Annotated in this window: 16 protein-coding genes, 1 other RNA gene and 3 pseudogenes; 4 read left to right on the top strand and 16 right to left on the bottom strand. The window is 39.8% G+C overall.

Features of this window, described 5'->3' with window-relative positions:
* Positions 1–93: 93 nt before the first annotated feature.
* Positions 94–586 (bottom strand): annotated as a pseudogene (locus NST05_RS08630) (GNAT family N-acetyltransferase).
* Between the two features lie 185 nt (positions 587–771).
* On the opposite strand from NST05_RS08630, the pseudogene NST05_RS08635 reads away from it, so the two are divergent.
* Positions 772–2,021: pseudogene (locus NST05_RS08635) on the top strand (ISL3 family transposase).
* Positions 2,022–2,065: 44 nt separating this feature from the next.
* Here NST05_RS08635 and murC read toward each other — a convergent pair.
* The 8 genes from murC to NST05_RS08675 form a co-directional block, all read right to left on the bottom strand.
* Positions 2,066–3,394, bottom strand: coding sequence for a UDP-N-acetylmuramate--L-alanine ligase (gene murC / locus NST05_RS08640; RefSeq protein WP_014607936.1), 1,329 nt, complete (start codon positions 3,392–3,394; stop codon positions 2,066–2,068).
* A 26-nt stretch (positions 3,395–3,420) separates the two neighbouring features.
* A complete protein-coding gene (locus NST05_RS08645; protein WP_011225424.1) occupies positions 3,421–4,137 on the bottom strand; it encodes a hypothetical protein in 717 nt (238 codons plus the stop codon).
* Between the two features lie 155 nt (positions 4,138–4,292).
* Positions 4,293–7,388, bottom strand: coding sequence for a DEAD/DEAH box helicase (locus NST05_RS08650; RefSeq protein WP_340742997.1), 3,096 nt, complete (start codon positions 7,386–7,388; stop codon positions 4,293–4,295).
* A gap of 111 nt (positions 7,389–7,499) precedes the next feature.
* On the bottom strand, positions 7,500–9,362 hold the full coding sequence (locus tag NST05_RS08655; protein ID WP_064355650.1) for a cell division site-positioning protein MapZ family protein: 1,863 nt from the start codon (positions 9,360–9,362) through the stop codon (positions 7,500–7,502).
* Between the two features lie 2 nt (positions 9,363–9,364).
* Positions 9,365–10,531 carry a THUMP domain-containing class I SAM-dependent RNA methyltransferase gene (locus NST05_RS08660; RefSeq protein ID WP_100273718.1) on the bottom strand — a complete coding sequence of 389 codons (1,167 nt, stop codon included), beginning with the start codon at positions 10,529–10,531 and terminating at the stop codon, positions 9,365–9,367.
* Between the two features lie 149 nt (positions 10,532–10,680).
* Positions 10,681–11,052: RNase P RNA component class B (rnpB, locus tag NST05_RS08665), an RNA gene on the bottom strand.
* Between the two features lie 15 nt (positions 11,053–11,067).
* The gene (gpsB, locus tag NST05_RS08670) at positions 11,068–11,400 is read right to left on the bottom strand and encodes a cell division regulator GpsB (RefSeq protein WP_014607932.1); all 333 of its coding nucleotides are present in this window, start codon (positions 11,398–11,400) and stop codon (positions 11,068–11,070) included.
* A 108-nt stretch (positions 11,401–11,508) separates the two neighbouring features.
* On the bottom strand, positions 11,509–12,024 hold the full coding sequence (locus NST05_RS08675) for a DUF1273 domain-containing protein (RefSeq protein WP_002949411.1): 516 nt from the start codon (positions 12,022–12,024) through the stop codon (positions 11,509–11,511).
* Between the two features lie 76 nt (positions 12,025–12,100).
* On the opposite strand from NST05_RS08675, the gene recU reads away from it, so the two are divergent.
* The 3 genes and pseudogenes from recU to NST05_RS08690 all read left to right on the top strand — a co-directional run bounded on the left by recU (position 12,101) and on the right by NST05_RS08690 (position 16,482).
* Positions 12,101–12,697 carry a Holliday junction resolvase RecU gene (gene recU / locus NST05_RS08680; protein WP_002949408.1) on the top strand — a complete coding sequence of 199 codons (597 nt, stop codon included), beginning with the start codon at positions 12,101–12,103 and terminating at the stop codon, positions 12,695–12,697.
* Positions 12,697–15,027 (top strand): penicillin-binding protein PBP1A, encoded by a 2,331-nt coding sequence (pbp1a, locus tag NST05_RS08685; protein WP_100273714.1) that lies wholly within the window; start codon positions 12,697–12,699, stop codon positions 15,025–15,027. The genes recU and pbp1a overlap by 1 nt, the downstream gene beginning before the upstream one ends.
* Before the next feature lie 205 nt (positions 15,028–15,232).
* Positions 15,233–16,482: pseudogene (locus tag NST05_RS08690) on the top strand (ISL3 family transposase).
* A 70-nt stretch (positions 16,483–16,552) separates the two neighbouring features.
* On the opposite strand, the gene pepC reads toward NST05_RS08690, so the two are convergent.
* From pepC to leuS, 7 genes are all read right to left on the bottom strand, one after another.
* The gene (pepC, locus tag NST05_RS08695) at positions 16,553–17,890 is read right to left on the bottom strand and encodes an aminopeptidase C (protein ID WP_014607929.1); all 1,338 of its coding nucleotides are present in this window, start codon (positions 17,888–17,890) and stop codon (positions 16,553–16,555) included.
* Between the two features lie 101 nt (positions 17,891–17,991).
* Positions 17,992–18,432: a DUF805 domain-containing protein gene (locus tag NST05_RS08700; RefSeq protein ID WP_011680699.1), complete on the bottom strand. Its 441-nt coding sequence runs from the start codon at positions 18,430–18,432 to the stop codon at positions 17,992–17,994.
* A gap of 15 nt (positions 18,433–18,447) precedes the next feature.
* The gene (nadE, locus tag NST05_RS08705; protein ID WP_002949400.1) at positions 18,448–19,269 is read right to left on the bottom strand and encodes an ammonia-dependent NAD(+) synthetase; all 822 of its coding nucleotides are present in this window, start codon (positions 19,267–19,269) and stop codon (positions 18,448–18,450) included.
* An 11-nt stretch (positions 19,270–19,280) separates the two neighbouring features.
* Complete coding sequence (locus tag NST05_RS08710; RefSeq protein WP_232979817.1) at positions 19,281–20,735, bottom strand: nicotinate phosphoribosyltransferase; 1,455 nt, start codon at positions 20,733–20,735, stop codon at positions 19,281–19,283.
* A 290-nt stretch (positions 20,736–21,025) separates the two neighbouring features.
* Complete coding sequence (locus tag NST05_RS08715) at positions 21,026–22,258, bottom strand: acyl-CoA thioesterase/BAAT N-terminal domain-containing protein (protein WP_340742998.1); 1,233 nt, start codon at positions 22,256–22,258, stop codon at positions 21,026–21,028.
* Positions 22,259–22,314: 56 nt separating this feature from the next.
* Positions 22,315–22,770, bottom strand: coding sequence for a MarR family winged helix-turn-helix transcriptional regulator (locus NST05_RS08720; protein ID WP_023909370.1), 456 nt, complete (start codon positions 22,768–22,770; stop codon positions 22,315–22,317).
* Between the two features lie 99 nt (positions 22,771–22,869).
* Entirely contained in the window at positions 22,870–25,371 is a 2,502-nt protein-coding gene (leuS, locus tag NST05_RS08725) for a leucine--tRNA ligase (protein ID WP_340742999.1), read from the bottom strand.
* Between the last annotated feature and the right edge of the window lie 48 nt (positions 25,372–25,419).

Consider the following 25,419-nt stretch of genomic DNA (forward strand, 5'->3'; position numbering starts at 1 on the left):
CCTCCTCTATAGTAACAAACGCCATTATATCTTAAAAAACCAGTTAATGCAAATCAATTGGTTCTTTGTCACAGTAACGTAACACTGGTATTACTAGCCTTCTGGGTTCTCCCAGACCATATTATACCAAATACTATCGCCATGGTTTGATTTGGACTCACCTTCGTCAATGAAACCATTCATCTCATAGTAGGTAATCAGGTAATCATGACAAGTCAAGCTAATCCCTTGACGTTTTTGAGCAATAGCCAGGTCTTTAAAAGCTGCAATCAAGGATGTTCCAACACCTTGCCTTTTAAAGTCTTTGGAGATAGATAAACTAGTAACCGCGATATAGCCTCCTTGACTAGCATTAGGAGTTACCTTGTAGAACAAGTCATCTGTAAGATATCGTTACGAAATCACAGGTCCTTCGATATAATCAGCTACAGTGCCATCAATTTCAGCAATTAGGAAAGTATCGCAAATTGTCTCTAAACGCTCTGCAAGAGCCTCTGGTGTAGCAGCCTCTTCAGGCGAAAAATTTATCTTGTTCGATACGAACAACATCAGTCCAATCATTCGTTCTAGCGTGTCGAATAATCATCTAAGATTCCTTTCTATCCAAGAGAAAGAGCCGAGCGAAATCGCTACAGCCCTTAATATATTACGGCTCTATAATTTCTGTAGTGGGTAAAACTACTGTAGAGATTATAGAGCTTTTTGAGTGTACACTAAAAGTCCCATAAGAACTATAATGAAAAGTGACAAAACTACCATTAGGAAGAACTTATGAGACCTATTAAGAATACCACAGAATTAATCGGAATTAAAGACCAAAATATCAAGATTTCACTTGTTTTTGAAACTGATACTCATATCGAGATTCAAGCAAAACTCGATTACCCTGCACCATCATGTCCTCACTGCCATGGAAAGATGATCAAGTACGACTTTCAAAAGCCTTCTAAAATCCCTCTTCTCGAGCAAGCGGGAACGCCAACTCTACTACGTCTGAAAAAACGTCGTTTCCAGTGTAAAAGTTGTAGAAGAGTCACGGTAGCTGAGACATCTATCGTTGAGAAAAACTGCCAAATCTCCAATCTAGTCCGACAAAAAGTTACACAGCTTCTAACTGAGAAGGTGTCACTAACTGATATTGCAAGAAGACTTCGCGTGTCGACGTCCACTGTCTATCGTAAGCTTGATCAGTTCACTTTCAAGGAACATTATGACAAACTCCCTGCTGTTATGTCCTGGGATGAGTTTGGGTTCAAGAAAGGGGAATTGGCTTTTGTGGCGCAGAATTATGAGACAAACCAACTCATAACCATCCTTGATAATCGCCGCCAAACTACTATACGAAACTACTTTTTGAAGTATCCATTGAAAGTCCGGCAACAGGTACAGTTTATCACGATGGATATGTCTGGAGCTTATATTCCACTGGCTCGCAAGCTCTTTCCAAACGCAAAAATCGTTCTTGATCGTTTCCACATCATCCAGCACCTTGGACGTGCCTTTTTAAAGACTAGAATTGCAATTATGAACCAGTTCGATAAGAAGTCACTACCCTATCGAGCCTTGAAAAATCACTGGCGACTCTTCCAAAAGGACAGCTGTAAGTTATCTCTCAACTCTTTCTATTCAAAGACTTTCCGCCAAACTTTAGCACCACATGAAGTTGTTAAGAAGACACTAGTCTTTTCAAAAGAGCTTACTGACTACTATACACTTTATCAGCTTTTGCTTTTTCACTTTCAGGAGAAGAGAGTAGGTGAGTTCTTTGACCTGATAGAGGAAAATAGAAGCAAGGTCAATCACTATTTTCAAACGGTCTTTAGGACTTTTCTTAGACACAAGCAATACATCCAAAATGCACTAGAAACAGACTATTCAAACGCAAAACTTGAAGCGACTAATAAGTTAATTAAAGACATTAAACGCTTGGGCTTCGGTTTTAGAAACTTCATCAACTTTAAGAAACGTGTCTTCATCACACTGAACATACATAAAAAGAGGACCTATCCGGTCCTCTCTAGATGTTAGCTTTTCGTCACCCACTACAGTTGACAAAGAGCCTATATTACATGTGGGTTTGCAAGCTTGCTAGGAGCTCTTCAAATGAACGTTCATAAAGTTGGATGTCCCCAGCTCCCATAAAGACATAGACAGCATTGTCATGGTCAAGGAGAGGTGAAACATTCTCAACTGTAACCACTTTGGCAGGTTTATTGATCTTAGCGGCAAGATCTTCAACCTTTACATCACCGTGGTCAACTTCACGCGCAGAACCATAAATTTGTGCCAGATAGACAGCATCCGCTTCATTTAAAGCCTCAGCAAAGTCATCAAGAAGAGCAATGGTACGGGTAAAAGTATGTGGTTGGAAAATAGCAACGATCTCTTTAGATGGGTACTTTTGACGTGCTGCATCTAGTGTTGCAATAATTTCAGTTGGGTGGTGAGCAAAGTCATCGATGATAACGGTATCACTAATAATTTTCTCTGTGAAACGACGTTTAACCCCTGAGAAAGTTTTTAGATGTTCAGCAACTAAGGCCATGTCAAAACCAGCTACATACAAGTTAGCAATAACCGCAGTTGCATTCAAGATATTGTGACGACCATAAGCTGGTACATGGAATTCCCCTATGATTTGTCCATCATGCTTCACCTTGAAGTTAGACCCCGTGGTTGTACGAATAATATCTGTTGCCATGAAGTCATCATTTTCTTCAAATCCATAATAATAGATTGGTGCATTGGATGTAATTTTACGGAGGTTAGAATCCTCACCGTAAACAAAGAGCCCTTTTTGTACTTGCTTTGCATAATCATCGAATGCTGAGAAAACATCATCAATACTTGTAAAGTAATCTGGATGGTCAAAGTCAATGTTAGTGATAATTGAGTAAGCAGGATGGTACGGCATGAAATGACGTTCATATTCATCTGCTTCAAAGACAAAGTATTGCGCATTGGCAGAACCACGTCCTGTTCCATCACCGATAAGGTATGACGTATCTGTGATGTTTTTCATAGAGTGTGACAAGAGTCCTGTCGTAGAGGTCTTACCATGTGCACCAGCCACACCAAAGCTAGTGAACTGATTCATGAAATGACCCAAAAATTCATGGTAACGCTTGAACTTATAACCATTTTTAATGGCATAAGCAATTTCAACGTTGTTATCTTCACGAAAAGCATTCCCAGCAATCAATTCAACATCTTCAGTGATGTTTTTTTCATCGAAAGGAAGGATTGGAATGCCCGCTTGCTCAAGACCACGTTGAGTGAAGTAGTATTTTTCCACATCGGAACCTTGAACCTTGTGTCCCATTTGATGGAGCATCAAAGCCAAAGCCGACATACCAGATCCTTTAATTCCAATAAAATGATAAGTTTTTGACATAGTTTCTCCTTGCAATCAAACTGCGATTAATTTGCATCTTCTAAATGCGTCAAATTTAGTTCTTGAGCAATTCGGTGTTCACGGTGAATTTGACGTTCTGTGTAATTATAAACCTGGCTACGTTTCAAGAAGTCATAGCTATTTTTCTTGACGTTCTTACGAGATGGATTACTAGGTTGTTGATAAGTTGGAGCCACTTCTGCCAAGATATAAGTATCTTGTTTCAGACGATTTGCCAAGTGATGGATTTTTGAGTGTTTACCATTTGGTGCTAATGTTCTCTTAATAGCACTTACAGGAGCTCCCAAGATAGACGTCATCACTGGCTCCTTATCTGTCGTTACAGCAACTGCCTCAACAGTAGCCTCAAAGCTTGGCTTATTTTCTACCTTAGGCTTAGCAGCTAGTGAACGGATATTCGTAGATTTAGTTGATTGAGCTTCTTGGCGTAGGTATTTTTGGCGTTTATCACGTACGTCACGCTTCGCCTTTTCACGGGCTTCTTCAGCATAAGTCATTCCATCCTCTTGTGTTTCAGCTCGGTCTGGAGCCTGCTTACGTTTATGAGGCTTAGCTGACAAGAAATCATGGTTCAGAAAGAAATCGTTATAGTCCTTATCCTGATAAGGACCACGGATATTAGTGATTAAATCTTCATTTTCGTATAAACGCATAGAGATAGGTTCTTGCAAGCAAGATTCTCCGTCCGGAATCAACGGAAATTGTCGTCTTTGGCGATGCATAAAAGACTTCCTTTCGTTTTCGAGATGATGCGTATCTTAATATAAACAATCGGGAATGGGGAGATACGTCTTGCAATATTCTATTATATCCTAATTCAAAAGATTTGCCTAGTGTCATTTTTATATCTTAGTATTCCAATATTAAATATAACAGATTAAGATATTGCAATACCAAGAATTTCTTTAATATCCTCAACTGTCATGCTAGCACAGCTTTCATTGCCATCTAATACTGTTGTAACGAGATTTTTCTTACCTTCTTGAAGCTCAAGAATCTTCTCTTCGATAGTACCTCTTGTAATCAAACGGAAAACTTCGACATTTTGTTTCTGACCTATACGATGAGCACGACTAATAGCCTGCATTTCCACCGCTGGATTCCACCAAAGGTCAATCAGAATAACTGTATCAGCACCAGTCAAGTTGAGTCCTACCCCCCCTGCTTTTAAAGAAATCAAAAAGGCATCTCGACTCCCCTGATTGAAGGCTCTGGTCATCTCATGACGACTATCAGATGGGGTCGACCCTGTTAGCTTATAAGAGGAAATACCTAACTCTTGTAAAAGTTCCTCTGTAATATCTAACATCCCACGAAATTGTGAAAAAATAAGGACACGATGGTCTGATTCCTTAATTTGACTAAGTAGGTCTCTAAGACTATCTAATTTCCCACTATCACCAGCGTAATCCATAAAGAGGGCTGGCGTGTCACAGATTTGGCGTAAGCGGGTAATTCCTGACAAGATTTCCACCTTACGACGATTGATTTCCTGATCACTTGCTGAAATTAAACCTTGTTGCATCTGTTGCAATTGTGCTAAATAAATAGCCTTTTGACTATCCGACAATTCACTTTGGTGTGTAATTTCAATCAGGTCCGGTAAATCAGGAAGAACCTCATCTTTTTTACGTCTAAGAATAAATGGAGTAATGTACCGGGCCACTTCCATAGGTGTTAGCTTAAGAAAAGTTTTCTTAGCTGGTAAAAGCCCTGGTAAAACAATCTGGAAAATAGACCAAATCTCCAACAAATGATTTTCAATAGGCGTTCCAGATAGAGCTAGGCAATGCGGAACAGAAAAATCACGTAAATATTGAGAAATCTTCGTCTGAGTATTCTTCATGACCTGTGCCTCATCTAGAATGAGATAATCATACTGACCAGCCTTATAAATATCAAAATCCTGACGGAATGAAGCATAGCTAGTAATAATAATCTGATGGTCTTCTGCAATGATCTCATCACGTTTTGGCTTAAGTCCATAAGAAACTGCTACATCTAACTGAGGAGCAAATTTTTTAAACTCATCCTGCCAATTGTAAATTAAACTCGATGGCGATAGAATCAAGACTCGTTGTCCATCCTCTAAATGTGCAGAAAGATAAGCAATGGTCTGTAAAGTTTTCCCCAACCCCATATCGTCGGCTAAAATACCACCAAAACCATAGTGATGCAACATTGATAGCCATTGAACTCCTCTTTCTTGGTAAGGACGAAGGTCAACTTCTACATGATAGGATGGCAAGTCGAATGTTTCCGGTTTTCTCAAATGTTGCGCTAGCTGTTGAAAATCTTCTGAAAAACGAACAGAATCATTTTCTGAAAGAGAGTCCATCAATTGATAGGCGGCTAATTGATGGAGTTCTAGATGCCCTTCCCCCGAATAACGGGCCCTCAAAGTTCTTAGACTCTCACTGATACGTTGTGTCCCCTCATCAAAGACAATCAACTGACCACTACGATTAACAAAGTAGGGCGCTCTGTCCATCAAAGCTTCTAAAGCATGATCCACATCCTCATCATCGAGACTTGAAAAATCAAACGAAATCTCTAATAGATTTCCTTGACGCTCTACCTGAATTTGTGGACTCTGTTCAACACGTAAGTCACGCAACTCCTGTCCAATAAGAACTGGCCCTGCATTTTCAAAAGCTGGTAGAGTATTTATAAAGAAATCATAGAGCTCTTGATTACTATTTAAGCGTTTAGATGACTGAAAATCAGGGGTAAATCCATGTTTAACCATCAAACGAAAAATAGCCTGTTCATTACGATAGTTACTAGTAAAGCCTAAATGACTTAACTCATAACGATTATCCACAACATATCCATCAAAATCAAAAGCCAATGTGAGCACAACCTCGCGTTCACCTTTCAAATCAAAGCGAAATCTCGGGGTGAAATCTTTGATATTAAACGCTTTTGGGGCTTTAACCGGTCCCATAGTCTTAAAATCAGAAAGACTAGCAGCTAAGATAGCTTGTTCTTCTAGATTAAAACTGACATGTTTATTCAAATCGCTTCCGATAGGGAGAGAACGTAAGCCAAGCAAAATTTTTTGCTGTTTTCTATTAAGACGATAGAAAACACCCTGATAAAAGATAATACGATTATTAAAAAATGTTTGGCTATTTTTCTCAGCAACAGTCAATTCAATCATTTTGGGCTCGACACAAATATCAAACGAGAAAAGATTGGCTTCAGCAGTCAAGTCCTCTACCAAAAAGCTGCGATATTCAATACCTTCCCATTCAAACCTGAAGCCATCCAAATCTTGCATCAACCTCAATCCCTCCTCAAAAAAACCATAGGGGAGACTAAGGTGTCGTGCATTATTCGGTAAAATAAAGGTTAAATTTGTTTTGGCTTCATCTGGAATCATCCGTCCTAAAAAGTCTAAAAATGCTTGTGAAGCCTGGTCAAACTGAATGAGTGATAGAGGTTCATAGTAATTCTTACCTATCTGATAATAGCCTTCAGTCTCTATAAGCTTGAGGAAGGCTGGGATATCTCGAACAACGTAAGAACGTTCGTCCGGTAAGCGACGTAAACGTAAACTCCACCAAATCTCTGAACCAAAGGTAGATTCCTCTCCCTCTACCGTGAGGCTATATCTAACTGTATCATTCTCATTCAGAGAAAGGCTCTCTAAAAATAAACCACCAAAAGAACGCCCCCGCTCTTGGTCCTGGGCGGACTCTTGTTTCTCCTCTAATTTTGCTAAGAGACGCTGGCCCTCCTTAGCATTTTTTAGATAGTACTCAACCGCTGCCAAATGGGAGCAATAGCCTTTTTGAGCGAAAAAATCACAGTCACACATGATTTCAGGATCATCGAGTGCATAAATTAAATGATGTTGACCAACCGTCGTGTCCAACTGAGTTTCTGAGACCTGACTAATGGCAATTAAACCCTTTTCAAAAAGTTTAATTCCCTCATTACGGACTCTACCCGGAATCAATTTCGCCATAGTATTCACCCCTATCTTATCCCCCTATTATAGCACAAAACTCTTATAAATTCGGACTTCACAAAGATAAAACAAAAAAAAACACTCCCTAGGGAGTGTCGTCGATTTTTATTAATAATCAAGTTTATCTGAGTGACCTGAACCATTGCCTACATAGTAACCTGTCTTACAGTTGATACTAAAGAGATAAGTTCCATCTGGAAGGTACATGTTGTAATAACCATTTCCGTTGATGATGTTGACTGGCTCAAGGATAAAGTTATCTCCTGAGAAGTACCCACGTGAGTGAGATGTTGCAATGATCTTATCAAGAACACCATCAGCCCAAGTCCAAGCTGGATTACTTGTATCCGCTACTACGTTTGCATTATAAGGCACACGAGAGCGATCACGTTGAAGGATAGATGGATTGTAATTCATGATGCCACGTGTCACAACTGTTGAAGTTGCAGCTGTACCACTAGAAACTCCACCAGCCGCACCTGTTACACCTGAATTAGCTGCTCCAGATGTGTTGTCTCCCGAAGGAGTAGCGGTATTAACACTTTCAGAAGCTGTCACTGCAGACGTTGCACTTGCAGCCTTACCCTTTTCTTCAAGCTGTGTTTTACCGCCCTTAATGACTTCTTGGATAATGCTATCAAGACTAGCATTGCCAGTATTTGTTACACGTTCTGAAAGATCATTAAAGTTTGCATCAGATTTAACTGAGATAGAGGCATTATAGCTACCGTCTACAAGAGCATCTGATTCATACTTACTATTGACTTTTTCAATTGCTTCGATTTGTTTCTTCAAGTTATCGTATTTGGTCTTAGCTGCATCATAATACTTGGTTTTTTCCAATTTTTTAAGTAGTTTTTCCAAGTCTGATAGCTTACCAAATTGATCATTAGCTAGTTTTGTTTGCTCATCATCTGTGAAGAAATTCTTATACATGTCTTCGAAGGCTTTATTATCAGAAGCTGATGCGCCCTTGCTTGATGATGATATCACTGCTGAAGAAGCAGTGCTTGTAGTTTTCGCAGATTGGCTATGTGTTACTTTATAAAGAGCATAGCTCCCACCAATTATAGCTAGAGCAAGAACCGTGAGAGCACCGATAACAACACCCTTACGGCGATAAACTGGAATATCACCATCAAAGACACCTTTATGAGATGGAGAAATAGACCCTGAAGAGATTTTATCTTCTGCTGATGGACGACTAACTGTCATAGACACTTTTGGTGTCGCTTTTGCTTCATCAGCTTTAACTCCTGTTACACCAGCAACTGTTGTGGCAATAGCGTCTGAGTCGATTGTTTCTGAGACTCCAACATCTTCCAACAGAGGTTTAGAGGCTTGTGGTTCAGAAGACTTGTCATCAGCAGGTAAAGTACTTTCTGGTTCCGGATCATCAACATTGTCTACCATAGCAGTGTTATCAACTTGTTGATTAGTTGAGGTAGTCGTCGCAGTAAGGGCTTCACCAAGATCAAATTTTTCTGCTTCTGACGTGATAAAACGATCAGCATTAGTTGATGTTATGATGGTTTCAGAGCTTTCACTTTCTGGTTTCACAGTGATTTCAGAGTCAACAGGAGCTTGAGTATCATCTGCCTTAGTTTCAGTTGTGCCAAAACCAGATGTAATAGGTGTTACTGTTTCGTCAGCAGTCGTTGAGTTAGTTGACTCATTAGCCAATGTTTGACCAATCAAACCTGAATCAGCAAATTCCTGACGTTGCTTTTGAATGAAGGCATCCAAGGGTGATGTATCGCCATCTGCTTCAATTTTCTTTGAAAATTTTTGTGAGGTAACTTCTTCACGATGTTGCTTAATATACTTATCCAAAATACTATCTGTTTCGGTTACACCAGCATTAATCTCAGCTTCTTTGCGGACAGCCTCACCGACTGTCATTTCCTTGGCATCTTGGAAATCTAACTCTTGGCTTTCTTCATAGCCATTTTGTGTTTTATCTTCTGACACGTTTAATTTACCTTTCTAGCCTCAGAACGGCGAACACGCTCTCCAAAATATTGATACAAATCAACGCGAAGTGTTCCGTTATAAAGCTTACGTTTTTTATCAGCTTTCATGCCGTATTTACTTTCAAATTGTTCATCACTGGTCAAGATAAACTTGCTCCACGTTTTAAGCGGCGCAAAAGTTTGACCCATTTCATTATACAAGATATCCACGGCCTTGTCATCCAACAAGCGCTCCCCATAAGGAGGATTTGAAATAATGACACCGTTTATTTTATCTGTTTTCAAGTCCTGTAAACGCATTTGTTTGAATTTAACAACATCTTCAAGACCAGCTTCGCGAGCATTAGCCTTAGCAATCTCAACCATACGGCTATCAATATCACACCCCATAATGTCTAATGCAACATCGTAATTTGCCTTGCTATCAGCTTCATCTCGTACTGACTGTACTAAATCTTTACCCACCCAATTCCATGCCTCAAAAGCAAAATCACGATTAAAACCTGGTGCAATATTCATTCCAATCATAGCAGCTTCAATACAGAAGGTCCCCGAACCACAAGTTGGGTCAATCAAAGGTTTGTCAGGATACCAGTTGGTAAGTTCAAGAATAGCAGCTGCCATATTTTCTTTAATAGGTGCCCCACCTTTATCAGTACGATAACCACGCTTAAAAAGACTAGCGCCTGTAGTATCAATTAAAACAGTAGCCTTATCCTTTAAGATGGAAACTTCAATCTTAAATTCCGCACCTGTTTCTTGAAGAGGCACTCCTTCCGGACGGTGGAAATACTTCTGTAGTTTTTTAACGACAGCTTTTTTAGAAATCGCCTGAACAGACGGCTCATTATGAAGCTTTGATTTAACACACTTAGCTTTTGAAATTGGGAACTTTGCACCTAAGGGAAGATAATTTTCCCAGTCCAAAGCAAAAACTCCCTGAAAAAGCTCCTCAAAAGTACGTGCTGGAAACTCACCCACCACAATCTTGATACGGTCTGCAGCTCTCAACCAAAGGTTAGTTTCAGCAATTGCACGAACATCACCTTGAAAACGCACCTTACCATTTTCAACCTGGGTCTCATACCCCAACTCACGTAGTTCACGTCCAACCACAGCTTCAAGTCCGGCTGCAGCAGTTGCTACTAATGTAAATGTTTCTTTCATTGTCATCCTTTTACCTAATTATTACGAGTACAAATTTCCCTAAGCTATAGCTTATTATTCACTCTTGCCCTTAGATGGTAGACGCAAAAGAGACGATTCTTGCTAAAAGAAGGCTGAGACATGTGTCCCAGCCTCACCTATATGCAATTTTCTATAAGCCATGTTCTGTTCCAGAAGTGACTAGGTACCACTTCCTTCGATAATCATCTGTCTACTGCATAGCAGTCAGAATGGTCCGTTCGTTTCCGGCCATCCCATGCCCCTACCAAAGTTTGGGTTGCTAGCTTGAGGGGTTTACCGCGTTCCACTTTTTAGGTTTCCCTAAAAACTCCGTCACTGTGGCACTTTCAGAGCTACTAAAACCTATCCGAAGACTTAGCCAGTTCGCTCGCCGTAACTTGAAAATCAAGTCCCTAGGCTTATTGATTCGCCTAGCACAAACACTACTGGCATCACAGCCAGTGCTAGCATGGACTTTCCTCATGGAAGACTTACTTGCAACCATGCGATTATCCGAAAATTGCACAAAACCAGTTTTATTCGACGATTTGTTTTCCAAAGACCTCTTTTTCCAAACGACTGATACGTTTTAAGATATCATAGTTTGAAGCCGAAGCAATATTGGCAGTGGCATGTGATGGTTCACTTGTCGCACTTGCATATGCGGGACGGCTTGCAGGAGCCGATGTTGCCTTAGCCTTCAGTTTTGCATTTTCTTCTTGCAATTCCTTAACTAGAGCAATGTAGACAGTGTAATCTTTGATCACATCATCTAGAAACTCATCAACTTCTGTTTTATCGTATCCACGTATGCTTGTTTTAAATTCTTGTTCGTAGATTTTCTTGGGCGTTAAATTAATCTTAGCCATTATTCTTCTCCAATACTTGTCTTATCCAACTTACTAATACTTTACAGTCTATTGTTTTCATGATACAGAAAAAAATATAAAAATGCAAGTTTAAAACGCAATTATATCCTATTCCGACATGACTTCATTGAGGTCATCAAAAGTCAATCGAAATAAGGGATAATCACTTGCTGCTATTATCATATTGTAAAAATATTTTAAATTTGTTTCATTTTCAGGCTCATAAAATAAATAAGCTTGGTCTGTATTATCGATGAGAAACTGATTAAATTGTTTGAACTGAGCTGGCGATTGATAAGCTGGAAAACTATACTTTACGAAATCAACTTGTTTAAAGGCTGCCAATTTTTCTTGGTTAGCTTCACTCCAATTCTGACCGTGTGTTTCAAATGGAAATAACGTCGCTAACCTCAAAGGGTAGTCTTTCTGAAGTTCCTTAGCCACTTCTAGCGCCCAAAATTCAAAACCAAGGTTCCCAGTAAAAATCATCCAATCCACACCTTCATCTAAAAAACGTTTAAGATCACGTTTGATTGCTTTCTTAATGATATTTACCTTAGGATCCTTGTCTTTAAAAACACCAAGTTCAAAGCTCTTATAGCCCGTTATGAGTAGTGATGTCATTTATTGTTTTCCTCGCTCATTTTATGGTATAATGAAATAGTCTTTATGCATATCTTATAAATAAGAAGGGAAAGAAATGGTAAACTATCCCCATCAGATATCTCGTAAGATAGCACAAGTACGTACTAAAAAATCTAATAGAGTTGACTTTGCCAATCGGGGGATGAACTTTGAATCTGCTATTAATGCGACTAATGATTACTATTTGTCGCGTGGCTTAGCCGTTATTCATAAGAAACCTACACCGGTTCAGATCGTCAAAGTCGATTATCCAAAACGCTCACGAGCAAAGATTGTAGAAGCTTACTTTAGGCAAGCCTCAACTACTGACTACTCTGGCGTTTACAAAGGATACTATATTGATTTTGAAGCCAAAGAGACACGGCAAAAGACATCTATGCCTATGAAAAACTTTCATGCGCATCAAATTAAGCACATGTCTCAGGTCATCAATCAAGATGGAATCTGCTTCGTGCTACTCCACTTTTCAACGCTTAAGGAAACCTACCTTCTGCCTGCCAAAGACTTAATCGCTTTTTATCAAATTGATAAGGGGACAAAATCAATGCCTCTTGATTATATCAAAAAAAGAGGTTATGCAATCGCAGAATCAGCTTATCCTCAAGTTCCTTATTTAGAGATCATTGAAAAATTATTAGGTGGTAACACATAATGGCTAAATTTAATTTCAGCAACTTTAAAGAATCACTTAACGGTTCAACTAAACGTGCTAAAAACACACAGGTTAAACGTTCAGATTCTTCTCGCTATAGCAAAGGAAAACGCTCAACTGCTTCAGATCAAAATTTAGGATGGCGTATTGCAAAATACGCTTTTATTGGACTACTCACTTTCTTTGTAATCTGTGTCATCGCTGGTGGTGGACTCTTTGCTTACTATGTTAGCAGTGTTCCTAAACTTACCGAGAACAAGTTGCAATCAACAAACTCAAGTAGGATTTACGATGGTAATGGTAGTCTTATTGCTGACTTGGGATCCGAAAAACGTGAAAGTGCATCAACAGATGAGATTCCTATAATCCTAGTCAATGCAATTACCTCTATCGAGGATAAGCGTTTCTTTACCCATCGCGGCATTGACGTTTATCGTATTATGGGAGCCGCTATTAACAACCTTCGCCATAACAGCACTCAAGGGGGATCTACACTTGACCAACAGTTGATTAAGTTAGCCTACTTCTCAACTAATACATCAGACCAAACCCTTAAACGTAAGTCACAAGAAATATGGTTATCTCTCCAAATGGAGCGTCAGTATACTAAACAAGAAATCTTGACCTTCTACGTTAATAAGGTTTATATGGGTAATGGTTACTACGGTATGAAGACCGCAGCTAAATCTTATTTTGGTAAAGAATTAGGTGACCTCTCAGTTGCCCAAGCAGCTCTTCTTGCTGGTATCCCACAAGCACCAACACAATATGATCCTTATACTAATCCGGATGCTGCTAAAGAACGTCGCAACACTGTTCTTAATGAAATGTATGAAGACAAAAATATTTCTAAAGAGGAGTACGTGCAAGCTAAAGCAACGGATATATCAGATGGTCTTCTTCCACTTACGAATAAAGCTAGCTACGAACCATACCTAGATAACTACATCAAACAAGTTATTGAACAAGTCTCTACCGAAGCCAATGCTGATATCTACTCAGCTGGACTCGACGTCTACACTAACCTTAATCCAGATATTCAAAAATATATCTGGAACGTCTATAATACTAACGACTACGTATACTATCCAAACGATAGTCTCCAAGTTGCTTCTACTATTATTGATGTTACTAATGGTCGTGTCGTTGCCCAATTGGGTTCACGTCACCAAGACGAAAACATTGCACTTGGTACCAACCAAGCTGTTCAAACAGACCGTGACTGGGGTTCTGCAATGAAACCAATCACTGACTATGCTCCTGCTATTGAAAAAGGTGTTTATACAAACACTGGTACGACTGTTTACGATAATCCTTACAATTTCCCAGGTTCCTCAACGCCAGTTTACAACTGGGACCGTAAGTATTACGGAAGCATTTCATTGACTTATGCGCTTCAACAATCACGTAACGTAACAGCTGTTAAAGCTCTTCAGGCGGTTGGTTTGGAATATGCACAGTCCTTCTTGAAAGATTTGGGTATTGAGTATCCAGAAATGTATTACTCAAATGCCATCTCATCTTCAACAACATCGTCAGATCCTAAGTACGGTGCATCAAGCGAGAAAATGGCTGCGGCCTATGCTGCCTTTGCAAATGGCGGTACTTACTATAAACCATCTTACATTAAATCAATCAAATTTGAAGACGGTTCAACAAAATCATTTGATTCTAAAGGTGTCGAGGCCATGTCGCCACAAACAGCTTACATGATGTCAAGCATGTTGAAACAAGTAATGACAGGTGGTTCAGCGACTGAAGCTTATGTCCCTGGTACATTCAATGCTGGTAAGACTGGTACATCTAACTATGATGACGATGAATACTACAAGGTACAAAAAGAAAGTGGCGTCTATGCTTATCTTATGGTTCCAGATGAATCTTTCGTTGGTTACAATACTAAGTATGCAATGGCGATTTGGACAGGTTACAAAAACCGTAAAACACCACTTCATGATTCAGACCTTGACATTGCTAAACAAATCTACGGTGTAACAAGTAGATACCTCAACCAGATGTATGGTGCAGGTTCGAAAGATTTCGATATGCCTAGTGGTGTTTACAACAATGGTAGTTACGTCTTCCTAACTGGTTCGTCAACGTCAAATGTTTATACCGGATCACTAGGAACATCTAGCTCATCATCAAGTTCGGATTATGGTAAAAGTAGTGACTCATCAAGTTCGGATTATGGTAAAAGTAGTGACTCATCAAGTTCACAAGATAGTCAACAGTATGGCCCAGATGCATCAACAAATCCTTCAACATCGGGTTCTAACGGTGCTGAGAATTCAAATTCAAACACTTCTACTTCTACAGTAGATGAGTAAAAAGGAATTGAAAAGAGTTATCCATTAGATAGCTCTTTTTACAACCATAAATTTTAATGAAGTCAACTAAAAACACTGGTCTATGGCTCTATAATTTCTGTAGTGGGTAAAACTACTGTAGAGATTATAGAGCTTTTTGAGTGTACACTAAAAGTCCCATAAGAACTATAATGAAAAGTGACAAAACTACCATTAGGAAGAACTTATGAGACCTATTAAGAATACCACAGAATTAATCGGAATTAAAGACCAAAATATCAAGATTTCACTTGTTTTTGAAACTGATACTCATATCGAGATTCAAGCAAAACTCGATTACCCTGCACCATCATGTCCTCACTGCCATGGAAAGATGATCAAGTACGACTTTCAAAAGCCTTCTAAAATCCCTCTTCTCGAGCAAGCGGGAACGCCAACTCTACTACGTCTGAAAAAACGTCGTTTCCAGTGTAAAAGTTGTAGAAGAGTCACGGTAGCTGAGACATCTATCGTTGAGAAAAACTGCCAAATCTCCAATCTAGTCCGACAAAAAGTTACACAGCTTCTAACTGAGAAGGTGTCACTAACTGATATTGCAAGAAGACTTCGCGTGTCGACGTCCACTGTCTATCGTAAGCTTGATCAGTTCACTTTCAAGGAACATTATGACAAACTCCCTGCTGTTATGTCCTGGGATGAGTTTGGGTTCAAGAAAGGGGAATTGGCTTTTGTGGCGCAGAATTATGAGACAAACCAACTCATAACCATCCTTGATAATCGCCGCCAAACTACTATACGAAACTACTTTTTGAAGTATCCATTGAAAGTCCGGCAACAGGTACAGTTTATCACGATGGATATGTCTGGAGCTTATATTCCACTGGCTCGCAAGCTCTTTCCAAACGCAAAAATCGTTCTTGATCGTTTCCACATCATCCAGCACCTTGGACGTGCCTTTTTAAAGACTAGAATTGCAATTATGAACCAGTTCGATAAGAAGTCACTACCCTATCGAGCCTTGAAAAATCACTGGCGACTCTTCCAAAAGGACAGCTGTAAGTTATCTCTCAACTCTTTCTATTCAAAGACTTTCCGCCAAACTTTAGCACCACATGAAGTTGTTAAGAAGACACTAGTCTTTTCAAAAGAGCTTACTGACTACTATACACTTTATCAGCTTTTGCTTTTTCACTTTCAGGAGAAGAGAGTAGGTGAGTTCTTTGACCTGATAGAGGAAAATAGAAGCAAGGTCAATCACTATTTTCAAACGGTCTTTAGGACTTTTCTTAGACACAAGCAATACATCCAAAATGCACTAGAAACAGACTATTCAAACGCAAAACTTGAAGCGACTAATAAGTTAATTAAAGACATTAAACGCTTGGGCTTCGGTTTTAGAAACTTCATCAACTTTAAGAAACGTGTCTTCATCACACTGAACATACATAAAAAGAGGACCTATCCGGTCCTCTCTAGATGTTAGCTTTTCGTCACCCACTACAGTTGACAAAGAGCCAATTCTATCCAGTGTTTTTGAAATATCCTCTTATTTTGAAGCAAGAGATCCCATTGGGTCCCAAGGCGCAAGCACTTGTGGATCTGCTTCATAGGCAGCCAACTCTTCAGCTGTAAGGAAATCTTTGCGAACAACGATTTGATATGTATATTCATCCATCCAAGCATCAGAAGCAACAAAGTACCCCTTTTGTCCAACCTTATCTCCCCAAGAGTTTTCAATCTTCCATTTAATTGGTTTACCATCAGCATCCAGATCAACACCTGTCAATACCATGGCATGGGTCATGAGAGATTCACTGTAGTCTAAACGTCCAGCCTTGTCTTGAGTCCAGTTAATATCCATGCTAGCTGTAAAGTCGTAAACATTAGTTGCAAGAATACCTTTTTGACGGTCCGAAACCTGACCAACATCTGAACCAAACCATACACTCTCTCCTGCCTTCATCTGTGCAATAGCAAGCTCTTTGAATCGGTCCATTGGCAGGTTAATATAACGAACACTTGGCGCACCTACAACATTTCCCAACATCTCAACCGTGTAAGATTTTCCGTAAGGTTTATCAGCTGTTGGAGCGTTGATAACTGATACATAGTCGCTGAGTTTAAGGCCAACATATTTTTCAAAGAAGGCCCGTGGCGTGATACCCTTCTCAGATCGATAGTTATCATCTTTATCTCGATAGGCAAAATCAAACTGACGTGGTGGCAAGCCAAGGGTCATGGCAAGATAATTGAAGATTTCTTGAAGGAACTCCTCCTTTTTAGCTTGAACAGCAGCCTGATCAGCACCACTGGCAATCAAATCGCGCAAGATTTGGGCATCTTGACGAAGGAGTTTATTAAGGTATTGATTAAGCTCACGACTATTGCTTGAAGCTACAGATTCTGGATATACTGATTTTGGTACAACACCATATTTTTCAAAGAGTGATACGACCATATCCCATTGTCCACCATCTTGTTGAGGGGTATCCAAAAGGAATTTAACCTTACGACTACCAATTTCTTGATCTGCTGTAGCAATAATTTGTTCCAAGAACCAGTTTGATTTTTCATATTTATCCCAGAAAAATGTGTGGGCTTGAGAAAGCTCGAAACTTTCCAATTTGAAGTCTGAAATCAATTTATGGCGGAAAGTATTAAGGGCCGCAAACATCCAGCAACGACCTGAAGCTTTTTGGTTAGACACCTCATCTTTAGTCAAATCAATTGAGAAAACAAAATCATTTTCCACTTCTGATTGACGTGTCTCGATAGATTTAAGCAAGCCGTTATGGGTTACTGCATTTTCAATAGCGCCATACTTGGCATTGGCCTCATAATCTGCAAATAGTTTTTCTGTGAAATCTGTTGATAGTGAAGTCATAAGATTCCTCCTTTTAAGACTTATTACTATCTATTTTATCACTAATTTCTGAAAATTCAATTTAAAAATACCCCTAGGTTAAACCTAGGGGTACGACAATCTTATTCAACTTTATCAAAAAGCGTTTCAGGTGCTGGTTTAGTTGGCTGACATGACATGACAATGAGTACAATACTTCCAATGAATGAGAAGAAAGTCAAGATTGGTACAAGCCCTATACAACTTAGAAGCCCCCAAGCCGGATGAATACCTGCATCTCGCAAACGACGAAATTGAAGGGACAGTTGTGGAATTAATATGATCAATCCAAAAATCATTATTGGTGACATATATTTCAAAATCATTTTTTGTATTTCAGTTGAGTCATTTAATATCGCTGGGTTATGAGACACATTACTGAAGAAAGGAATGAGAACAAAACCTACTACAAGGATAGTACTAATGATGACATTAATCAAGTAAACCCACCAGTAGTCTGGGCGTGTCGAACGTCCACTAAAATCAAAGGCACGATTCCAAAAATCAATATAAGCTTTAATCATAAATCATTTCTCTTATTATTTCCAAAAATCGTCAAAAATGGTGATTGGCAAGTGACGTTTGTGTTGACCTTTACGCCACCAAGTCTCAATCGTTTCCTGAGCTTTGGCTGATACTTCCTTGCCTTCAAGGTAATCATCAATCTCATGATAGGTCACTCCCAATGCCACTTCGTCGGCAATTCCTGGTTTATCTTCTTCCAGGTCAGCTGTTGGTACTTTTTCATAAAGGGCTTTATCAGCACCAAGCTCTGCAAGAAGGGCAGCGCCTTGACGCTTGTTTAGACGAAAGAGTGGCAGGATATCCGCACCACCATCACCAAATTTTGTGAAGAACCCTGTAAGGTTTTCAGCGGCGTGGTCTGTCCCAATAACTGCTCCACTATTTTCACCAGCAACCGCATATTGGGTTATCATACGTTGGCGGGCCTTGATATTTCCCTTATTAAAGTCAGATACGTTTACACCTGCCTTGGCCAGTTCAGCAACCTGACCATCAACAGCTTCTTTAATGTTAATCGTAAGACTTACATCTGGCTTGATAAAAGCTAGGGCACGTTGGGCATCGTCTTCATCTGCTTGAACTCCATATGGTAAACGAATGGCGATAAACTGATAGTCTTTTTCTGTCTCTGCACGAAGTTCTTCAACCGCAAGTTGCGCAAGACGACCAGCCAATGTAGAATCCTGACCTCCTGAAATCCCTAAAACATATGTTTTAAGGAATGGATGTTTGATCATGTAGGCCTTCAAAAAATCAACGGATTTTCGAATCTCTTCCTTCGGATTAATGCTAGGTTTAACTCCTAGTTGAGCAATAATAGTTTCTTGCAAAGTCATATTTTCTCCTTTTACTCTGACAAGTCATGGGCTTTCTTACGCATATTATCAATCAAGGTCATCTTGTGATCCCAGACATCTTTGGCCAAGTCAACTGGATAATCTTGGGGGTTAAGAACGCGCTTGTACTCATTCCAAAGCTCATCCAATTTCTTAGTCGCATAGTTCTTGATTTCATCAAGACTTGGCAAATCATAGATTAGTTGCCCCTTGTCGTAGATTGGGACCAAAAGTGGCACCGCATCAAAATCGCGGACAGTCTTGTTAATGTAGGTGTAAGTCGGGTGGAACATGTTAATTTCTTCTAAAGCATTAACATCCGTGTCAGCGAAGGTGATATAGTCACCTTCTGATTTCCCCTTAGCACGACTCGTAATACGCCACACTTGCTTCTTACCTGGTGTCGAAACCTTCTCAGCGTTGTTGGACAACTTGATGGTATCCTGCATGACTCCCTGATCATTCTCGATTGAGACAATTTTGTAGACCGCACCCAAGGCTGGTTGATCATAGGCTGTGATAAGATTAGTACCAACACCCCAAACATCAATCTTGGCCTTCTGCATTTTCAAGTTAAGAATGGTATTTTCATCAAGGTCATTTGAAGCGTAAATCTTGGCATCAGGGAAACCAGCCGCATCTAGTTGCTTACGGACCTGCTTAGACAGATAAGCCAAGTCACCTGAATCAAGACGAACACCCAAGAAGTTGATCTTATCACCTAGCTCTTTAGCCACACGGATAGCATTTGGAACACCAATCTTAAGGGTATCATAGGTATCCACAAGAAATATGCAGTCTTTATGAGTAGATGCATAGGCTTTAAAGGCATCATAATCGTTTCCATAAGCTTGAACAAGGGCATGGGCATGAGTACCTGAAACAGGAATACCGAAAATCTTACCTGCACGTACATTTGAAGTTGCGTCAGCACCACCAATCACGGCTGCACGCGTCCCCCATATTGCTGCATCCATCTCTTGGGCACGACGTGTCCCAAATTCCAACAGAGGAGCATCCTCAATAACAGAACGAATACGAGCTGCCTTAGTCGCAATAAGAATCTGGTAATTAAGGATATTCAGTAGGGCAGTCTCTACTAACTGACACTGAGCCAAGGGACCTTCCACTTGAAAAATCGGTTCATTAGCAAATACCAAATCACCCTCAAGGGCTGAATTGATAGTCAACTCGAGTTTTAGGTTGGCCAGATAGTCCAGAAAATCCTTCGGATAGCCTAAATCCTTCAGATAAGCAATATCAGTTTCTGAAAAAGTCAGATTTTCAAGATAGTTGACAATACGCTCCAGACCTGCGAACACAGCAAAGCCATTTTTAAACGGAAGTTGACGGAAATAAACTTCAAAAACGGCCTTTTTATTGTGAATACCTTGGTTGAAGTAGACCTGCATCATATTGATTTGATACAAGTCCGTGTGCAAGGTTAAACTATCATCTTTATACAAGGATTTCCTCCAATCGAATAGGTACTTATTTTTTGTTATTAATAGCTTGTTTATGCTGACTATTATAGCATTTTTGAGCAATTGTCTCCACATTTCAGAAAGTTAAATATTGTTTGGATTTTCCGATTTTTCTAATGGTTCCTTTGACGAAAAAGAGTAGCCTTGATGGACTACTCTTCATTTCTATTCATATCCTTAGGTTACTGATAGGCTTGCCTACGTCTGGACTACCAACCAGAACTGTGTTTTTATCTTAGTTGGGACTATTATAGCATATTTATAATCTTATGTTATTGCTTCTTCAAATGCCTATCAAAAAAATGAATTGTAGCCAACCAAGAATCCTTACTCTCTTTCATCAATAAACGCCAATCTTTTCGATAGCGATGATTTGGTTGATAAGCCACTGTCAACATGTGACCTGTTTCATGGTATTTTTTAAATGTAATGTGGGGTCCTTTATAATATGAAACAATATCATCAATTGCTGACGAGGCATCCCATATTTCATCAACAGTACTTCCGAGCAATAAGATTGGTGAGTGCATTTGACCAATATCTATCCTAGCAGAGCAATCTTTAGGGAAGGATTTTTTTAAAAGTTTGCTGAACAGATAATCTCTAAGTCGAAACTTTTGATAAGGAAGTTCTTTTTGCAAATACGTCCAAGAAGAAGTATGGGAGTTCCATTTTCCTTTTATCCCTTCATACACCACATCAGAGGGTGAATTTAGTACCAAACATTGAACGTCATTAAAAATGCTCTCCTCAGCTAAAACTAACTCTGCTCCCTTAGACCGTCCATAGATTCCAATTCTTTCACTATCTACTTGCGGATGCTGACGTAGATAATCCTTTGCTTCCACAAGGCACTCTAAAGGAATACGTTCCAAATGTTTTGGCAACCCCTCTAAATCAAAGTAGGCAACTGCTAGGCAAATATAACCTCTAGAAGATAGAAGCTGAGCTATATTCTGTGCCTTTTCAATCCTTCCTTCACTACCGCTCACAATAATCAATGCTGGTGCTTTTATTGCCTTTTTATCATAAAAGAGTCTCCCTTGAAAATGTTTCCCGTAAATATCTTGATGACTAATTTGCGAACTCATATAATGTCTTGTGAAAGTTCTCTTTGCGACGACAGTATTACCTTGTATAATTTTGATTTCCACAAAAAAGTGATCTAATAAGGGAATTTTAGAAAGAGAGTTTGGAAGTTTCTTTTTCCTATTGGTCAAGGGTTTGGCATTAAAGAATAACCCCATTGTTGCAATATCTTCATAAGAGCCAGAACAAGATGGAGTTTGTGAAATATCAATAATACCATTCTTATCTGATACAAAAGTCGCTGTTGATTTCCATAAAACATCATGAGCTAAAAGCATGGGAGCATTGATACAATAATAATCGGATAAATACATTTCGACTCGATAGGTTTCTCTTGGTTTTAAACCATTAATGACAATATTAAAAGATTCATCTGCTAACTCAGACGCTGGGATAAGTTCAATTTGCATATTCATATCTTCCTCTTTTTGTTAATATGATTAACAATATAGTTTTAAAGTTACCGTGATTTTTACCACGGTAATTCTCGCCACACCTGTTCAACATCATCCATCAGTTTCATAACCCTTTGAAGGTCCTCATCACTATAGTTTTTTAAAACTGAAAAAATGGCTGTCTCAATATGTTCTTGCTGCTCTTTATGAATGTTAAAAACGTCAACCCCTTTTTGGGATAATATCAGATATTTATTTTTTTCATTATCTGGTGCAAATTCAAAAGAAACGAGGTCTTTCTTGATTAAACGTCTAACACTCTGAGTAATGGCACTCCTAGACACTTCAAGTAACTCAGATAATGTCACTAAATTCACAGGCTGATTCCGACCTATTAGGTCAATCAAATGGACTTCATTAATAGTGATTGATTTATCAATACTGTTCCGATGTTGATCTTTTTTCAACTGTTCAAAGGCTAAAACAAAACTGTTAAAACGATTATTAAACTTATGCAGTTCTTTCTTATTCATAGTGTCCCTCTTTTTGTTAATAAGATTAACAAAAAGATATTTTCTTGTCAAGTTGAGCCTAAAAAAATCCTCCAGAGCTAAGCTCCGAAGGATTTATTTTTATTTCACAACGATATTAACGAGTTTATTTGGTACCGCAATCACTTTCACGATTTCCTTGCCATCAATCTCTGCTTTAACTTTTTCATTAGCAAGAGCAACTTCTTGCAACTCTTCACGTGAAAGGTCTTTAGCAACCATGAGTTTGGCACGGACTTTACCTTTGATTTGAACGACGATTTCGATTTCGTCTTCAACCAATTTGCTTTCGTCCCATGTTGGCCAAGCTACATAAGAGATAGACTCACCTGTTTCTGCGACTGTTTGCCAGAGTTCTTCTGCCAAGTGAGGCGCAAATGGTGCAATCAATTGGATAAATCCTTTGGCGTAGCCTACATAGAGTTTGTCTTCCTTGTTAGCTGCATTGACAAAGACCATGAGTTGGGCAATGGCTGTGTTGAATTTCATAGACTCGATTTGCTCTGTAACAGATTTAACGGTTTCGTTGTAAACCTTGTCAAGAGCGCCATTGTTTTCCGCAACGATTTCTTTACTTGTAATCAAACGGTAAACACGGTCAAGGAATTTACGGCTTCCTTCCAATCCTTCTTCAGACCAAGCGATTGAGGCATCAAGTGGTCCCATGAACATTTCATAGACACGAAGGGTATCAGCACCGTATTGTTCCACCACATCGTCCGGGTTGACTACGTTCTTGAGGGATTTAGACATCTTGGCTGGTGCTTGCTCCAACTCTTCCCCTGTTTCCACATGTAAGAAGGAACCGTCACGTTTTTCAACCTTGTCAGTCGCCACAAGTGCACCACGGTGGTCACGGTAGCTTGTTCCCAAGATCATTCCTTGGTTAAAGAGTTTTTGGAATGGTTCTTTAGTTGGAACGACACCGAGGTCATAGAGGAATTTGTGCCAGAAACGAGCGTAAAGCAAGTGAAGAACGGCGTGTTCTGCACCACCCATGTAGATATCGACTGGCAACCATTGTTTGAGGAGGTCCTCATCTGCCAATTTTTCTGTGTTATGTGGGTCGATATAGCGAAGATAGTACCAGCTTGAACCTGCCCATTGTGGCATGGTGTTGGTTTCACGACGACCTTTGACCCCATCTTCACGAGTCACTTCAAGCCAGTCTGTCAAGTTAGCCAATGGACTTTCACCAGTACCTGAAGGACGGATGTCCTTGGTTACTGGCAAGACAAGTGGCAATTCGCTTTCTGGAACGGCTGTTGAAGTGCCATCTTCCCAATGAATGATTGGGATTGGTTCACCCCAGTAACGTTGACGGCTAAAGAGCCAGTCGCGGAGACGGTAAGTGATTTTTTCTTGACCAAAGCCTTTTTCTTCCAACCAAGCTACAATTTTAGCAATAGCTTCTTCTTTGTTAAGCCCGTTCAAGAAGTCAGAGTTGACATGAGGACCGTCTTCTGTGTAAGCTGCTTCTTCAACGTTGCCACCTTCAAGTACTTCTACGATTGGAAGACCAAACTGTTTAGCAAATTCCCAGTCACGCTCATCGTGAGCAGGTACGGCCATAACTGCACCTGTTCCGTAGCTAGCGAGAACGTAGTCCGCAATCCAGATTGGGATTTCTCTACCGTTAACAGGGTTTATAGCATAAGCTCCAGTCCAAACCCCTGTTTTTTCCTTGGCAAGGTCGGTACGAGCCAAGTCTGATTTAAGGCTAGCTTGGTGTTTGTAGTTAGCTACAGCCTCAGCTTGTTCAGGACTTGTGATAGCATCTACTAAGTCATGCTCAGGCGCCAAAACAGTGAAGGTCGCACCGAAAAGAGTATCCGGACGTGTCGTAAAGACGGTGAATTCCTTGTCAGTACCTTTCACTTTGAAGGTGACATTGGCACCAGTTGATTTACCAATCCAGTTGCGTTGCATGTCCTTGATAGACTCTGGCCAATCCAACTCATCCAAGTCATTGAGCAATCGCTCTGCATAAGCAGTGATTTTAAGCATCCATTGGCGCATTGGTTTACGGACAACTGGATAGCCACCACGCTCAGAAGTTCCGTCCGGAAGGACTTCTTCATTGGCGATAGCTGTTCCTAGTTCCTCAACCCAGTTTACTGGTACTTCCGCCTCATAAGCCAAACCTTTTTCGTAAAGCTTGGTGAAAATCCACTGCGTCCACTTATAGTAGTTTGGATCTGTTGTGTTGACTTCACGATCCCAGTCGTAAGAGAAGCCAAGCGCGTTGATTTGACGTTTGAAGTTGGCAATATTTTCCGCTGTAAAGTCAGCTGGATCATTACCAGTATCCATAGCATATTGCTCTGCAGGCAAACCAAAAGCATCCCATCCCATTGGGTGAAGGACGTTATAGCCTTGGGCACGCTTGAAACGGCTAAGGATATCTGTCGCTGTGTAGCCTTCTGGGTGTCCTACGTGAAGACCCGCTCCAGATGGGTAAGGGAACATGTCAAGCGCATAAAACTTAGGTTTTGAAGCATCTGTTCCTGTCTTAAATGTGTGATGGTCAGCCCAGTATTTTTGCCACTTAGGCTCGATTTCTTTATGATTGTAAAAACTCATGGTTTCTCTCCAATATTCGTAATGCTTCTATTATAGCATTTTTGAAGG

It is taken from the genome of Streptococcus sp. FSL E2-3494, from assembly GCF_038007085.1.
Classification (GTDB): domain Bacteria; phylum Bacillota; class Bacilli; order Lactobacillales; family Streptococcaceae; genus Streptococcus; species Streptococcus thermophilus.